This window comes from Streptomyces omiyaensis (assembly GCF_014650895.1).
In the GTDB taxonomy this organism is placed as follows: domain Bacteria; phylum Actinomycetota; class Actinomycetes; order Streptomycetales; family Streptomycetaceae; genus Streptomyces; species Streptomyces omiyaensis.
The window spans coordinates 50,071-64,057 of sequence record NZ_BMVV01000010.1 but is presented as its reverse complement, the minus strand read 5'-3'; the positions used below and the strand labels follow the sequence as shown (position 1 = coordinate 64,057).

Here is a 13,987-nt window from a genome sequence, read left to right as displayed (position 1 = left end):
GTGTCCGGGCCCGGCTCACGCCCCCCGCGGCATGCGGAAGGGCCCCGCACTCCCGAGGGAGTGCGGGGCCCTTCGCGTGGGGTCAGGCCTTGCGGAGGTGGAAGGTGAGCGCGAGGGGCTCGTCCGCGAAGGCGGGTCCGTAGCCCTCGGAGGGCTCGCCCTGCCCGTAGTCCGTCGCCAGGACCTCGTCGGCGATCAGGCCCGCGTGGGCCCGGAGGGCCTCCGCCGTCTCGGGGGAGGCCGAGGTCCAGCGCAGCGCGATGCGGTCCGCGACGTCGAGGCCGCTGTTCTTGCGGGCCTCCTGGATGAGGCGGATCGCGTCCCGGGCGAGGCCCGCCTTGCGGAGCTCGGGGGTGATCTCCAGGTCGAGGGCGACCGTCGCGCCGGAGTCGGAGGCGACCGACCAGCCCTCGCGCGGGGTCTCGGTGACGACGATCTCCTCGGGGGTGACGGTGATGGTCTCGCCGTTCACCTCCAGGCTCGCCTCGCCGTCCCGCAGGGCCAGCGCCAGTGCCGCCGCGTCGGCCGCCGCCACGGCCTTGGCGACGTCCTGGACGCCCTTGCCGAAGCGCTTGCCGAGCGCGCGGAAGTTCGCCTTGGCGGTGGTGTCGACCAGCGAGCCGCCGACCTCCGAGAGGGAGGCCAGGGAGGAGACGTTGAGCTCCTCCGTGATCTGGGCCTGGAGCTCGGGGGAGAGGGCGGCGAAGCCGCTCGCGGCGACCAGCGCGCGGGAGAGCGGCTGGCGGGTCTTCACGCCGGACTCGGCGCGGGTCGCGCGGCCCAGCTCGACGAGGCGGCGGACGAGGACCATCTGCTCGGAGAGGGTGCCGTCGACGAGGGCGGCGTCGGCCTCCGGCCAGGTGGCGAGGTGCACCGACTCGGGGGCGTCCGGGGTGACCGGGACGACCAGGTCCTGCCAGACCCGCTCGGTGATGAAGGGGGTCAGCGGGGCCATCAGGCGGGTGACGGTCTCGACGACCTCGTGGAGGGTCCGCAGGGCCGCCTTGTCGCCCTGCCAGAAGCGGCGGCGGGAGCGGCGCACGTACCAGTTGGAGAGGTCGTCGACGAAGGCCGACAGGAGCTTGCCGGTGCGCTGGGTGTCGTACGCCTCCATCGCCTCGGTGGCCTCGGCGACGAGCGTGTTCAGCTCGGAGAGCAGCCACTTGTCGAGGACGGAGCGGTCGGCCGGGGCCGGGTCGGCGGCGGACGGCGCCCAGCCGGACGTACGGGCGTACAGGGCCTGGAAGGCGACCGTGTTCCAGTACGTGAGGAGGGTCTTGCGGACGACCTCCTGGATGGTGCCGTGGCCGACCCGGCGGGCGGCCCAGGGGGAGCCGCCGGCGGCCATGAACCAGCGGACGGCGTCGGCGCCGTGCTGGTCCATCAGCGGGATGGGCTGGAGGATGTTGCCGAGGTGCTTGGACATCTTGCGGCCGTCCTCGGCGAGGATGTGGCCGAGGCAGACCACGTTCTCGTACGAGGACTTGTCGAAGACGAGCGTGCCGACGGCCATCAGCGTGTAGAACCAGCCGCGGGTCTGGTCGATGGCCTCGGAGATGAACTGCGCCGGGTAGCGGGACTCGAACAGTTCCTTGTTCTTGTACGGGTAGCCGTACTGGGCGAACGGCATGGAGCCCGAGTCGTACCAGGCGTCGATGACCTCGGGGACGCGGACGGCCTGGAGGGAGCAGCCCTCGGCCGGGCACGCGAAGGTGACGTCGTCGATGTAGGGGCGGTGCGGGTCGAGCCCGGACTGGTCGGTGCCGGTGAGCTCGGTGAGCTCGGCGCGGGAGCCGACGCAGGTGAGGTGGCCCTCCTCGCAGCGCCAGATCGGGAGCGGGGTGCCCCAGTAGCGGTTGCGGGAGAGCGCCCAGTCGATGTTGTTGTTCAGCCAGTCGCCGAAACGGCCGTGCTTGACGGAGTCCGGGAACCAGTTGGTGTTCTCGTTCTCCTCGAGGAGGCGGTCCTTGACGGCGGTGGTGCGGATGTACCAGGACGGCTGCGCGTAGTAGAGCAGGGCCGTGTGGCAGCGCCAGCAGTGCGGGTAGCTGTGCTCGTACGGGACGTGCCGGTAGAGCAGGCCGCGCGCGTCGAGGTCGGCGGTGAGCGCCTCGTCGGCCTTCTTGAAGAAGACGCCGCCGACCAGCGGGACGTCCTCCTCGAAGGTGCCGTCGGGGCGGACCGGGTTCACGACCGGCAGGCCGTACGCCTTGCAGACCTTGAGGTCGTCCTCGCCGAAGGCGGGGGACTGGTGGACGAGGCCGGTGCCGTCCTCGGTGGTGACGTACTCGGCGTTGACCACGTAGTGGGCCGGGGCGTCGAAGGGGATCAGCTCGAAGGGGCGCCGGTAGGTCCAGCGCTCCATCTCCTTGCCGGTGAAGGACTCGCCGGTGGTGACCCAGCCCTCGCCGAGGGCCTTGTCGAGCAGCGGCTCGGCGACCACGATGCGCTCGTCGCCGTCGGTGGCGACGACGTAGGTGACCTCGGGGTGGGCGGCGACGGCGGTGTTGGACACCAGGGTCCACGGGGTCGTCGTCCAGACGAGGAGGGCGGCCTTGCCGGCGAGCGGGCCGGAGGTCAGCGGGAAGCGGACGAAGACGGAGGGGTCGACGACCGTCTCGTAGCCCTGGGCCAGCTCGTGGTCGGAGAGGCCGGTGCCGCAGCGGGGGCACCAGGGGGCGACGCGGTGGTCCTGGACGAGGAGGCCCTTGTCGAAGATCTGCTTGAGCGACCACCAGACCGACTCGATGTACGAGGGGTCCATGGTGCGGTAGGCGTCGTCGAGGTCGACCCAGTAGCCCATGCGGGTGGTGAGCTCGGCGAAGGCGTCGGTGTGGCGGGTCACCGACTCGCGGCACTTCGCGTTGAACTCCGCGATGCCGTACTCCTCGATGTCCTTCTTGCCGGAGAAGCCGAGCTCCTTCTCGACGGCGAGCTCGACCGGGAGGCCGTGGCAGTCCCAGCCGGCCTTGCGGGCCACGTGGTAGCCGCGCATGGTGCGGAAGCGGGGGAAGACGTCCTTGAAGACGCGGGCCTCGATGTGGTGGGCGCCCGGCATGCCGTTGGCGGTGGGCGGACCCTCGTAGAAGACCCACTCGGGGCGGCCCTCGGACTGCTCCAGGGTCTTGGCGAAGACCTTGTTCTCCTGCCAGAAGTCGAGCACGGCGTGCTCGAGCGCGGACAGGTCGACCTGGGCGGGCACCTGGCGGTACTGCGGCGTGGTCATGCGGCGGACTCTCCTCCGGACGGACATGTGCTGCTTTCCGTCGGAGGGACGAGAGCCGTGCTCCCGCGGTACCACCCTCCTTGGCTCCGGGCGTGACCGTCCGGGGCCCCCTCATTGGGGTCGCGACACCGGGTCTAGTCACCGCGCTTCGTGGTCCGTGTCCACGCGGCTTTCTTCCGGCAGCTCCGGGGTGATGCTTCGCATCGGGCTCGCCCCCGGGCTCTCACCGTCCCCGGGTCGCTCATGGCTCGCGTACGACGCTACTGGTCCCCATCGACGCCTCTCGCTGAGGCCAGTGTACGGGGCGCGGGGGCGGCGGGCCGACCGGATTGCGGTGACCCGAATGGGCACACGGGGCGGCGCGGGCTTCGGGAGGGCCGTGTGGGGGAGCGGCGGGGCCGGCGGCCCGGGCGGGGGCCGGGCGCGCCCCCCGGGGGCGGCTCCGGGCGGGTGCGGGGCGGGGGGAAGGGGCGGCGTGCCCCGTTGCCGCGCGGCTTGTGCCGATTTATCGTCCCAGCACGATGCGCGAGCAAGATCACAAAATGTGAAGGGGCCGCGACATGGTGGCGAAGAAGACCGCCGCGAAGCACTCCCCGGCCACCGCCGGGGACTCCGGGTCCGCCGGTTCCCCGGGCGATCCCGTGGCCCCGGAGGAGGCGGCGGCCGTGTCCGCGGACGGGGAGGCCCCTGCCGCGAAGGCCCCCGCGAAGAAGGCCGCCGCGAAGAAGGCCGCCGCGAAGAGGGCACCGGCGAGGAAGGCCGCCGCGAAGAAGAGCGCCGCCGAGAAGGCGCCGGCGAAGAAGAGGGCCGCCGCGAAGGAGGAGTCCGCCGGGGAGGCGGGCGCGGACGGGGTCGAGGCGGCCTCGGGTGGGAAGAAGACCGTGAAGAAGGCCGTCGGCCGGAAGGCCGCCGCGAAGAAGCAGACAGGAGCCAGGACGGTGGCAGCGAAGAAGACCGCGGGTGGCGTCACGACCGCCGACGACGAGGCGGCCGTGCCCCCGGCGCGCACCGGGGAGCTCGCGGTGCGGCCCGGCGAGGAGCCCTGGACGCCGGAGGAGGTCGCGGAGGCCCGCAGCGAGCTCCAGGCCGAGGTGCTGCGGCTGCGCAGCGAGCTGGTCCACTCCCAGGAGGAGCTGACCGGTCTGATGCGCGATTCCGGCGACGGCGCCGGCCACGACGAGGCCGACACCGGGACCAAGAACATCACCCGCGAGCACGAGCTGGCCCTGGCCGCGAACGCGCGGGAGATGCTGGAGCAGACCGAGCACGCCCTGGAGCTGCTCGACGCGGGCACGTACGGCCTCTGCGAGATCTGCGGCAAGCCGATCGGGAAGGCGCGCATGCAGGCCTTCCCGCGCGCCACCCTGTGCGTGGAGGACAAGCAGCGGCAGGAGCGGCGCGGCTAGCCGCTCCCCGGGGCCGGCGTGCGCGGGCCGGTGGCACGGGCTGCCGGTCTCGCACGTCTGTGCCGTACCCTCGGGGCACGGTCAGGCAACGAGGTACGAGGGACTCACTCACGTGGCAGAGGCGGAGAGCGTCATCGGTACGCCGGATTCAGCAGGAGCCGAGGACTCGGCCCTCCCCGGGGAGCGGTCCGAGGAACAGCCCCGGGGCAAGCGGCGGATCGTCGCGCTCTTCGTGGTGGCCGTCCTCGCCTATCTGATCGACCTCGGCAGCAAGATCGTCGTGGTGGAGAAGCTGGAGGGCCGCGAGCCCGTCAAGGTCATCGGCGACCTGCTCCGCTTCGAGGCGATCCGGAACCCCGGCGCGGCCTTCGGCATGGGCGAGGCCTTCACGATCGTCTTCACGGTGATCGCGGCCGCCGTCATCGTGGTGATCATCCGGCTGGCCCGCAAGCTCTACAGCCTGCCCTGGGCGATCGCGCTGGGCCTGCTGCTCGGCGGCGCGCTCGGCAACCTCACCGACCGGCTGTTCCGCTCGCCGGGCGTCTTCGAGGGCGCGGTCGTGGACTTCATCGCCCCGGCCCACTTCGCCGTCTTCAACCTCGCCGACTCGGCGATCGTCTGCGGCGGCATCCTGATCGTCATCCTGTCCTTCCGGGGCCTCGACCCGGACGGCACCGTCCACAAGGACTGAGCGCGCAGGACCGAGCACTCCCGGCACAAGGCATACTCGACGGGTGAGCACGAGTCCCGAGATCCGCACCCTGCCCGTTCCCGATGGCCTGGAGGGCGAGCGCGTCGACGCCGCCATCGCCCGTATGTTCGGGTTTTCCCGCACCAAGGCGGCCGAGCTCGCCGCCGCGGGGAAGGTCCAGGTCGACGGTGCCGTCGTCGGCAAGTCCGAGCGGGTGAGCGGCGGCGCGTGGCTGGAGGTCGAGATGCCGGGCGCGGCCGCGCCCGTGCAGATCGTCGCCGAGCCCGTGGAGGGCATGGAGATCGTCCACGACGACGACGACATCGTGGTGATCGGCAAGCCGGTCGGGGTCGCGGCCCACCCCAGCCCCGGCTGGACCGGCACCACCGTGATCGGCGGCCTCGCCGCCGCCGGCTACCGGATCTCCACCTCCGGCGCCGCCGAGCGCCAGGGCATCGTGCACCGGCTCGACGTCGGCACCTCCGGTCTGATGGTGGTCGCCAAGTCGGAGTACGCCTACACCTCGCTCAAGCGCCAGTTCAAGGAGCGCACGGTCGACAAGCGCTACCACGCGCTGGTCCAGGGCCACCCGGACCCGCTGAGCGGCACCATCGACGCGCCCATCGGCCGGCACCCGAACCACGACTACAAGTGGGCCGTGACCGCCGACGGCAAGCCGTCCGTCACCCACTACGACCTGATCGAGGCCTACCGGGCCGCCTCGCTGCTCGACATCAAGCTGGAGACCGGCCGCACCCACCAGATCCGGGTGCACATGTCGGCCCACCGCCACCCCTGCGTCGGCGACCTCACCTACGGCGCCGACCCGACCATGGCCAAGCGGCTCGGGCTGACCCGCCAGTGGCTGCACGCGGTCCGCCTGGGCTTCGAGCACCCCGGCGACGGGCGGTGGGTCGAGTTCGCGTCCGCCTACCCGGCCGACCTGAGCACCGCCCTGGACCGCATCGAGGCGGAGAGCCGGTGAGCGGGGCGTACGCGGTCCGCGAGGCCGTGGCCGAGGACGACCTGGAGGCCTGCTTCGCGGTCCGCCGGACGGTCTTCGTCGAGGAGCAGGGCGTCCCGCGGGAGCTCGAGTACGACGCGTACGACTCCACCGCGGTGCACGTCCTCGCCGTCCGCGAGGACGGCGAGCCGCTCGGCACCGGCCGGCTGCTGCACGGCGCCGACGCCGTCGGCAAGACCGGCGGGGACGCCTCCGTGGGCTCCCTCGGCCGGCTCGCGGTCACCGGGGACGCGCGCGGCCTCGGGGTCGGCGCGGCGCTCGTCCGGGCGATCGAGGAGGCGGCCCGCGAGCGCGGGCTGACCGCCGTCGACCTGCACGCCCAGACCCACGCCCTCGGCTTCTACGAGCGGCTGGGCTACGTGGCGTACGGCGGGGAGTTCCCCGACGCGGGGATCCCGCACCGGGCGATGCGGCGGGCGCTGTAGCCGCACCGGCGACGCGGCGGGCGCCCCGGGGCGTCCTGCCCCACCGGGCGGGCGCTCGGGCGACGCGGCCGCGCGCCGTCCCGTCGCGCGCGTAGCACGGCGGACATTTACCCCCAGGAAGGGGGCAATGGCCGCCAAAACGGACGTACGTGACAGGGTGGGCCCGTGGATCAATTGGCCCTCCTGTTCCTGCTGCTCCTCGGCGCCGTGCTCACCGTCCCCCTGGGGGACCGGCTCGGGCTGCCCGCCCCCGTCCTGATGACGCTCCTCGGGATCGTGCTGGCCTTCCTGCCCTTCGTGCCGAACGTCGACATCCCGCCCGAGTTCATCCTGCCGCTGGTCCTCCCGCCGCTGCTCTACGCCTCCGTGCAGCGGACCTCCTGGCGGCAGTTCGCGGCGAACCGGCGGCCGATCTTCCTGCTCGCGGTGGCCCTGGTCTTCGTCACCACGGCCGCCGTCGGCGCGGTCGCGGACGCGCTGGTGCCCGGCATCCCGCTGGCCGCCGCGCTCGCGCTGGGCGCGCTGGTCGCCCCGCCCGACCCCGTCGCCGCGACCGCCGTGGCGGGCTCGCTGGGGCTGCCCCGCCGCCTGGTGTCCATCCTGGAGGGGGAGGGACTCTTCAACGACGTCACCGCGATCGTGCTCTACCACGTGGCCATCGCGGCCGTGGTGAGCGGCGAGTTCTCCTGGCCCCGCGCGCTGGGCGAGCTGGTCCTCTCCGCGGTCGTCGCGGTCGCCGTCGGCCTCGCGCTCGGCTGGGTCACCAACAAGATCATCGGCTTCCTCGGCGACGCCACCCTCCAGACCGGCCTCACCCTCCTCGTCCCCTTCGTCTCCTACGTCCTCGCCGAGGAGCTGCACGGCTCGGGCGTGCTCGCGGTCCTCGTCACCGCGCTCTTCCTCGCCGAGTACGCGGTCGACGCCGACGACGTGATGGGCCGGCTCGCCGGGCAGACCTTCTGGGAAGTCGTCGACACGCTGGTCACCGGCATCGCCTTCGGGCTCATCGGCCTGGAGCTGATCCACGTCTTCGGCGTCGCGGAGGGCCGCGTCGGCGAGATGCTCGGCTGGGGCGCCGCGGTCGTCGCCGTGGTCGTCGGGGTCCGGCTGCTGTGGCTGCTGCCCGCCACCTGGCTGGCGAAGCGGCTGCACGACCGCAGGGACGTGGCCGAGGAGATCCCGATGAGCTGGCGGGAGACCGTCGTCATGTGGTGGTCCGGGATGCGCGGGGTGGCGTCGGTGGCGCTGGCCCTCGCCATCCCGCGGACCACCGAGGACGGCTCCCCCTTCCCCGGCCGGGACGAGCTGGTCTTCATCGCCTTCTGCGTGATCATGGCCACCCTCGTCGTCCAGGGGCTCACCCTGCCCTGGCTGGTGCGCCGGCTCGGGGTGAAGGCGGACGCGGACGCCGAGCGGGCCTTCGAGCGGGAGCTGGCGGTCCGGGCCGCCAAGGCCGCCAAGCGGCGCCTGAAGGAGATCGAGGAGTTCGAGGAGCTGCCCGAGGAGGTCGCCGAGCGGCTCCAGCGGGGCGCCTTCGACATCGGGGCGCGGATCAGCCCGGACATGATGGACGAGGAGCGGCGGGCCGCCTTCACGGAGCGGGTCGCGCGGGTGAAGAAGCTCCAGTCGATCCAGCGGGAGATGATGTCCGCCGCGCGGCACGCGGTCCTCTCCGCGCGCAGCGAGCCGGGCGCCGACCCCGAGGTGGTGGACCGGGTGCTGCGGCAGCTCGACGTTCGCTCGCTGCGCTGACCTGCCGCTTCCGGGAGCCTGTCGGCCGCGGGTGGCAGGATGGCGGGCATGGACATCATGCTTTTCCACTCGGTGCACGGGGTGCGCCCGGCGGTCGAGGCCGCCGCCGAACGGCTGCGGGCCGCCGGCCACCGGGTGTGGGTGCCCGACCTCTTCGACGGCTGGACCACCGACTCGGTCGAGGAGGGCATGGCGAAGAAGGACGGCATCGGCTCCGACGAGCTGCTGAAGCGCGCGGTGCTGGCCGCCGCCCCCCACTCGGAGCGCGGGCTCGTCTACGCGGGCTTCTCCTTCGGCGCCTCGGTCGCCCAGACCCTGGCGCTCGGCGACGAGAAGGCGCGCGGCCTGCTGCTGCTCCACGGCACCTCGGACCTCGCGCCGAACGCGTCGGTGGACGAGCTCCCGGTCCAGCTGCACGTGGCCGAGCCCGACCCCTTCGAGACCGACGACTGGCTGTCCGCCTGGTACCTCCAGATGCGGAAGGCCGGGGCGGACGTCGAGGTCTACCGCTACCGGGGCGCCGGCCACGTGTACACGGACCCGGAGCTGCCGGACTGGGACGCCGAGGCGGCGGAGCGGACCTGGGCGATCGCCCTCGACTTCCTCGACGGGCTCGACGCGGAGGACTGACGCGGGCGGGCGGCGAGGAGGACCGACGGGGACGGCCCCCGGGGGAGTTCCCCCCGGGGGCCGCTCACTGCGCGCGGACGGGCCGTCAGGCGCGGTACGCGGTCCAGTGGTCGTTCATCCGGGTCACCTGGCCGGCGGTGAACTGGTACATGCAGGAGTCGTACGTGTAGTCCATGAAGTTGTGGATCGGGTCCACGCCCGCCTTGGAGGCGCAGGAGTCGCGACCGGTCGGGCACTCGTAGGCCGGGGACTTCTCGGCCGGGGTGTCGGAGACGTAGTCGCCGTTGCCGTTGCAGCCGCCCTGGAAGGTGTGGTAGAGGCCCATCCAGTGGCCGACCTCGTGGGTGGCGGTGTCGCCCTCGTCGTAGTTGGCCGCCGAGCCGCCCGGCAGGGAGGAGTCGAGCACGACCACGCCGTCCATGGACGGGTTGGAGTTGTACGAGGTCGGGAAGGTCGCCCAGCCGAGCAGACCGCCGCCGAGCTTGGCGGTGTAGAAGTTCAGCGCGCCGGCGCCGCCCTTGCGGAGGGTCTGCTTCATCTGCTTCTCGGCGGTGGAGCCGGAGGTCAGGTTGTACCAGGTGGCGTTGTCCGTGTAGTCGGTCCCGGCCAGGGAGAACTGGAAGCCGGTGGTGGCGTTGCCGGTGCCCTGGCCGCCGTAGGCGGCGTTGAGGACCGCCATCTGGTTGTTGATCTGGGTGGCGGACAGCTTGCCCGTCGTGCCGCTGTGGATGACGTGGAAGTACACCGGGATGGTGACCGCGGCGGCGGCGTCGGCCCGGGCGCTCACCCGGCCGCTCGCCTTGGCGGCGCTCAGCTTCTTGCGCAGGTCCTCGTCCATGGCCTTGGCCTGGGAGGCGGAGACCTCGTTGGGCTCGGCGGCGTGGGTGTCGGCGCCGCGCGACTTGCGCGCTCCGGACAGGGACGCCGCGTCGTCGGCGCACTCCTCGGCGGAGGCGCCGGCCAGGGTGGGGGAGGCCTGGGCGACGACGGGGGCGGAGAAGGGCGCCAGGGCCAGGGTTCCGGCCAGGACGGCGGTGCCGAGCACACGACGTGAGGTACGCGGCGATATACGGACAAGAGCACGCACAGGTGACTCCTCGCGGGGGGTGGTGGGAGGTACTTCCTCGCCACGGCGGGGAGATTACGCGTCCATGTCAGACACCGTTGAGCGGTGATCAGGCCCAATCATTCGTGGGGCAATTCGGTGCATCGGGAAGAAAATCTTGTGTGGCTTCCGGAGTTTGAGACGGCGACGTAACCGAAGTGGTGTCGGTGGCGGGTGGTGTGTCCGGATTCGAGAGGCCGGATTCACCACCCGCCGTAGCCATGTGATCTTCCGTTAACAGAAGGAATCATGGCTGAAAATCGACGGTCGGGGGCGGGCAGGTATCGGCCGCCCGGCCGTCAGGAGTCGACCAGGCGTCGATCAGACGACGGGCTGGTGGACCCGCTCGACGCGCTGCGAGCCGCTGAGCGTCCGGTAGGAGCGCGCCCACGAGGCCGTCGCGGCCGGATCGCGCTTGTCGGAGACCGTGTAGTAGTCCATCTGCGAGCGCGCGGCCGTCACGTCGAGGACGCCGTAGCCGTGGTGGTCCATGTCCACCCACTTCACGTGCCGGTTGGCCGCCCTCACCGCGCCCGCGGCCACCACCGAGAGGGTGCCCGGAGCCACGTTCAGCATGTCGTCCAGGTTGTCCGAGGTCACCGACGTGACCACGAACTCGGTGGCCACCGAGGCGGAGAGCGGGTACGTGGCCGCCCTGGCCGGCACGTCGTTGGCCCAGGCCATGTGGATGTCACCGGTCAGGAAGACGGTGTTCCGGATCGCCCGGGAGCTCAGATGGGCCAGCAGCTCCTTGCGGTCGTCGGTGAAGCCGTCCCACTGGTCGACGTTGACCGCGATCCCCTCGGCCGGCAGCCCGAGCAGCTCGGCGAGGGGTTCGAGCAGGTGCGCCGGCAGCGAGCCGAAGGCGACCGGCGAGATCATCACCGAGGTGCCGACCAGCTGCCAGGCGGCGTCCGAACCGGCCAGGCCGGACTTCAGCCAGTCCAGCTGCGCGCGGCCGGTGATCGAACGCTCGGGGTCGTCGACCGTGCCGGACCCGGTCTTCGCCGGGGCGGAGCGGAAGGAGCGCAGGTCGAGCAGGTGCAGATCGGCCAGTCGGCCGAAACGGATCCGCCGGAAGACCGTGCCCTCGGTGGAGGCGCGGACCGGCATCCACTCGAAGTAGGCCCGCTTGGCGGCGGCGACCCGGGCGGCCCAGTCGCCCTCGGCGCCGGGGGTGTGGTTCTCGGCCCCGCCGGTCCAGGCGTCGTTGGCGAACTCGTGGTCGTCCCAGATCGCCACCACCGGGTGGGCCGCGTGCAGCGCCTGGAGGTCCGGGTCCGTCTTGTACCGGCCGTGCCGGGTGCGGTAATCGGCCAGTGACACGATCTCGTGGCGCGGTTCGTGGGTGCGGACGGTGTCCTTCGCCTCCGGGTAGACCCCGCTCGCGTACTCGTAGAGGTAGTCGCCCAGGTGCAGGATCGCGTCCAGGTCGGCGCGGGCCGCGAGGTGGCGGTACGCGGAGAAGTGGCCGGCCTCGTAGTTGGCGCAGGACACCACGCCGAAGCGGACGCCCGGCACGGCGGAGTCGGCCGCCGGCGCGGTGCGGGTCCGGCCGGTGGCCGAGACGGCGGTGCCGGCGGTGAAGCGGAAGAAGTAGGCGGTGGACGGGCGCAGGCCCCGGACGTCGGCCTTGACCGTGTGGTCGGAGGCGGCGCCGGCCGTGGCCGAACCGGCGGCCACGACCCGGGCGAAGGAGCGGTCCTCGGCCACCTCCCAGTCGACGCGGACGTCCGCGCCGAGCCCGGAGCCGGGGACGGCCTCGGGGGAGGGGGTGACGCGCGTCCACAGCAGGACGCCGTCGGGCAGCGGGTCGCCCGAGGCGACGCCGTGCGGGAAGGCGGGCGCAGGGGCGTCCGCGAGGGCCGGTGCGGCGCCCGCGCCGAGCAGCGCGGGGGTGGCGACGGCGGAGGCGGCGGCGGCCTTGACGACCGTGCGCCGCGTGGGGGCGGGAGAGAGGGAGTGACTGGTCACGGCCAGTCAGATTACTGACGGGTAGAAAAGGTTGACAGGCGGAAACCGGAAAGTTCTCCGGAGTTTCGCCCGCCGCTCACGACGACGTCCGGATGTCCCCTTCGTCCCCCGGTCCGCGCGGACCGGGGGAGCGGGGGGCGGAGGCGTCAGCCGCCGAGCACCGGGGTGAGCGCGGCGTTGAACTCCTCGACCGTCAGCGGCGGGTTCTGCGAGCCCTGGGCGGTCAGGGTCTTGCCGTCCATCCTCAGCGTCGGCGTGCCCGTCACGCCGCTGTCGTCGAAGGCCTTCGACATCTTCATCGCCCAGGCGTCGAAGGTGCCGTCCTCCACGTGCTTCCTGAAGGCGGCGTTGCCCTTCAGCGCCGGGACCGTGTCCGCGACCTCCAGGAGGTAGGAGTCCTTCGCGAACTTGTCCTCGCTCTCCTCCGGGTGCCACTGCGCGGAGTAGAGGGCGGCCTTGTACTTCAGGAAGGCCTCCGGGCTCACGTCGAGCGCCGCGCCCAGCGCCGACAGGGCGTTCTTCGAGCCCTCACCCCGGTCCATGTCGTCGATGAAGGTCGCGCCGACGTACTTGACCTTGTACTTGCCGGCCTCGACGTCCTTCTCGACGGTGGAGCCGACCGACTGCTCGAAGGTCGCGCAGACCGGGCAGCGCGAGTCCTCGTACAGCTCCAGGGTCTTCTTCGCCGACGCCTTGCCGACGACGACGGTGGTGCCGTTCTCGCCCTCGGTGTTCTTCGGGGCCGTGACCGTCCTGGCGTCGGCCGCGGTCTCCCAGGCGGTGGGCTGGTTGGCCTGGACGACCGCGTAGCCGATGCCGCCGGCGGCGGCGAGCACGGCCACCGCCGAGACGCCGACGACCAGCTGCCGGCGGACCCGGTCCTTCTTCGCCCGGGCCTCGCGCTCCGCGCGCAGACGTTCGCGGGCGGCGGCCTTGTTGGCGTGGTTGTTGCGTGCACTCATGATCGTGTGTCTCCGGGATGAAGCGGGGCGGGGCAGGGGAAGGCGTGCGCTCAGACGAGAGCGAGCGCTCCCCGCGGCGGCCCCCGCCGTCCCACGGAGTGCACGAGCAGCCGCGTCCGCGACGGGCGCGGCCGGGGCTCCGGACGCGCCGGACCCGCCGTCCGGGGGCGGGCCGTGCCCGCCAGGGCCACGAGGAGCTCCAGCGGCCGGAAGGCGCAGGCGGCCACCGCGCCGAGCAGCCGCACCAGCGCCCGCTCCCCGCCGCGCAGCCAGGCGGCCGCCGTGAGGCCGACCAGCACGTGGGCGCCGAGCAGCAGCCAGGGCAGCGCCGGATCGGGGGAGGCGAGCACCGCCGCGGCCCCGCTCTCGGGCGCCGCGACCCCGGGCAGCGGGGTCCCCACGGCGCCGCCGCAGAGCACCTCCACCCCGAACGACCGCAGCGCCCCGGCGACCGGCCCGCCCGCGGGGCCGTAGCAGACCGCCTGGCCGGAGGTGAAGAGCGTGTCGGCGGCCAGCTCCAGCGGGACGAGCAGCCCCGCGATCGGGCCGAAGCCGCGCTCCCGGCCGGCCAGCGCGTACGCCACGGCGAAGACGCCGGCGGCGACCGGCACGACCGTGCCCAGCGGCAGCGGGACCCCCGAGAGCAGGACGTGCGAGGCCACGGACAGCGCCACGACCAGTGCCGTGAAGACCGCTGCCCGCAGCGCCCTCAGCCGCGTCCCTGCCATGTCCATCGTCGGACGAGTCTGCCACGACGGGTCGTAAGGGGTCCCTAAGGAGGAGCTGTGGATC

General features: G+C 72.7%; 11 protein-coding genes. 6 read left to right on the top strand and 5 right to left on the bottom strand.

Features of this window, described 5'->3' with window-relative positions; translation table 11 throughout:
- Positions 1-82 precede the first annotated feature (82 nt).
- On the bottom strand, positions 83-3,226 hold the full coding sequence (ileS, locus tag IE287_RS18440; protein WP_189850172.1) for an isoleucine--tRNA ligase: 3,144 nt from the start codon (positions 3,224-3,226) through the stop codon (positions 83-85).
- Between the two features lie 560 nt (positions 3,227-3,786).
- Between ileS and IE287_RS18435 the strand changes: the two genes are divergently transcribed.
- From IE287_RS18435 to IE287_RS18410, 6 genes are all read left to right on the top strand, one after another.
- Positions 3,787-4,632 (top strand): TraR/DksA family transcriptional regulator, encoded by an 846-nt coding sequence (locus tag IE287_RS18435; protein ID WP_189850171.1) that lies wholly within the window; start codon positions 3,787-3,789, stop codon positions 4,630-4,632.
- 112 nt (positions 4,633-4,744) lie between these two features.
- A complete protein-coding gene (gene lspA / locus IE287_RS18430) occupies positions 4,745-5,323 on the top strand; it encodes a signal peptidase II (RefSeq protein WP_189850170.1) in 579 nt (192 codons plus the stop codon).
- A 43-nt stretch (positions 5,324-5,366) separates the two neighbouring features.
- Positions 5,367-6,308, top strand: a complete 942-nt coding sequence (locus tag IE287_RS18425; RefSeq protein WP_189850169.1) for an RluA family pseudouridine synthase — start codon at positions 5,367-5,369, stop codon at positions 6,306-6,308.
- Positions 6,305-6,772 carry a GNAT family N-acetyltransferase gene (locus IE287_RS18420; RefSeq protein ID WP_189850168.1) on the top strand — a complete coding sequence of 156 codons (468 nt, stop codon included), beginning with the start codon at positions 6,305-6,307 and terminating at the stop codon, positions 6,770-6,772. The genes IE287_RS18425 and IE287_RS18420 overlap by 4 nt, the downstream gene beginning before the upstream one ends.
- A 165-nt stretch (positions 6,773-6,937) precedes the next feature.
- Positions 6,938-8,524 (top strand): Na+/H+ antiporter, encoded by a 1,587-nt coding sequence (locus IE287_RS18415; RefSeq protein WP_189850167.1) that lies wholly within the window; start codon positions 6,938-6,940, stop codon positions 8,522-8,524.
- 48 nt (positions 8,525-8,572) lie between these two features.
- Complete coding sequence (locus IE287_RS18410; protein WP_189850166.1) at positions 8,573-9,154, top strand: dienelactone hydrolase family protein; 582 nt, start codon at positions 8,573-8,575, stop codon at positions 9,152-9,154.
- Between the two features lie 85 nt (positions 9,155-9,239).
- On the opposite strand, the gene IE287_RS18405 is transcribed toward IE287_RS18410, so the two are convergent.
- The 4 genes from IE287_RS18405 to IE287_RS18390 form a co-directional block, all read right to left on the bottom strand.
- Complete coding sequence (locus IE287_RS18405; protein ID WP_189850165.1) at positions 9,240-10,199, bottom strand: zinc metalloprotease; 960 nt, start codon at positions 10,197-10,199, stop codon at positions 9,240-9,242.
- Between the two features lie 381 nt (positions 10,200-10,580).
- Positions 10,581-12,233 carry an alkaline phosphatase D family protein gene (locus tag IE287_RS18400; RefSeq protein ID WP_189850164.1) on the bottom strand — a complete coding sequence of 551 codons (1,653 nt, stop codon included), beginning with the start codon at positions 12,231-12,233 and terminating at the stop codon, positions 10,581-10,583.
- 146 nt (positions 12,234-12,379) lie between these two features.
- Entirely contained in the window at positions 12,380-13,195 is an 816-nt protein-coding gene (locus IE287_RS18395; RefSeq protein ID WP_189850163.1) for a DsbA family protein, read from the bottom strand.
- A 50-nt stretch (positions 13,196-13,245) separates the two neighbouring features.
- Positions 13,246-13,929 carry a hypothetical protein gene (locus tag IE287_RS18390; RefSeq protein WP_189850162.1) on the bottom strand — a complete coding sequence of 228 codons (684 nt, stop codon included), beginning with the start codon at positions 13,927-13,929 and terminating at the stop codon, positions 13,246-13,248.
- Positions 13,930-13,987 lie beyond the last annotated feature (58 nt).

Coding starts and splice junctions, on each gene's coding strand:
- ileS (WP_189850172.1), bottom strand. CDS start 3,226: ATGACCACGCCGCAGTACCGCCAGGTGCCCGCCCAGGTCGACCTGTCC.
- IE287_RS18435 (WP_189850171.1), top strand. CDS start 3,787: ATGGTGGCGAAGAAGACCGCCGCGAAGCACTCCCCGGCCACCGCCGGG.
- IE287_RS18410 (WP_189850166.1), top strand. CDS start 8,573: ATGGACATCATGCTTTTCCACTCGGTGCACGGGGTGCGCCCGGCGGTC.
- IE287_RS18395 (WP_189850163.1), bottom strand. CDS start 13,195: ATGAGTGCACGCAACAACCACGCCAACAAGGCCGCCGCCCGCGAACGT.
- IE287_RS18390 (WP_189850162.1), bottom strand. CDS start 13,929: ATGGACATGGCAGGGACGCGGCTGAGGGCGCTGCGGGCAGCGGTCTTC.